General features: G+C 42.0%; 2 rRNA genes. Both read left to right on the plus strand.

From position 1 onward, the window contains the following. Positions 1–130, plus strand: a 16S ribosomal RNA gene (locus BGP78_RS22360); the annotation flags it as partial. Between the two features lie 282 nt (positions 131–412). Then, positions 413–964: ribosomal RNA gene (locus BGP78_RS22365) — 23S ribosomal RNA — on the plus strand; the annotation flags it as partial.

The following is a 964-nucleotide window of genomic DNA, read 5'->3' on the forward strand; positions in this document are numbered from 1 at the left end:
ATGGGAGTGGGTTGCTCCAGAAGTAGGTAGCTTAACCTTAGGGAGGGCGCTTACCACGGAGTGATTCATGACTGGGGTGAAGTCGTAACAAGGTAGCCCTAGGGGAACCTGGGGCTGGATCACCTCCTTATACGATTTAGAACTTATTTGTTCGTAGTGTCCACACAGATGATTGTTAGTTAGTTTTATCCTAAGGGATAGACTAATTAATATTGCTCTTTAAAAATTTGGAAAAGCTGATAAATAAATTCTTATAGATATTCGTATCTATAAAGAGTTTTCAAAAGTAAAACAATGCCAATTAATCAATGATTAATTAGCATCTACTTTAGTATTCAATATTAACTTCTGGCGAAGTTTAAACTGTCTTTGACACATACACCTCAAATTAATAAACCATTTTGGGTTGTATGGTTAAGTGACTAAGCGTATACGGTGGATGCCTTGGCAGTTGGAGGCGATGAAGGACGTACTAACTTGCGATAAGCCTAGTTGAGCCAGTAAGAGGCGCTTGAGACTAGGATTTCCGAATGGGGAAACCCACCTGTTTACAGGTATCATATGGTGAATACATAGCCATATGAGGCGAACGCGGAGAACTGAAACATCTAAGTACCCGTAGGAAAAGAAATCAACCGAGATTCCGAAAGTAGCGGCGAGCGAAATCGGAACAGCCCTTAAGCTGTTTTGTAATTAGTGGAAGGCTCTGGAAAGTGCCACGATACAGGGTGATAGTCCCGTACACAAAAATTTATAAGCAGTGAAATCGAGTAGGTCGGAGCACGTGAAACTTTGACTGAATATAGGTGGACCATCATCTAAGGCTAAATACTCCCAACTGACCGATAGTGAACCAGTACCGTGAGGGAAAGGCGAAAAGAACCCCTGTGAGGGGAGTGAAATAGAACCTGAAACCGTATACGTACAAGCAGTAGGAGCATACTAGTTATGTGACTGCGTACCT

The organism is Pseudoalteromonas sp. MSK9-3, assembly GCF_003590335.1.
In the GTDB taxonomy this organism is placed as follows: Bacteria; Pseudomonadota; Gammaproteobacteria; order Enterobacterales; family Alteromonadaceae; genus Pseudoalteromonas.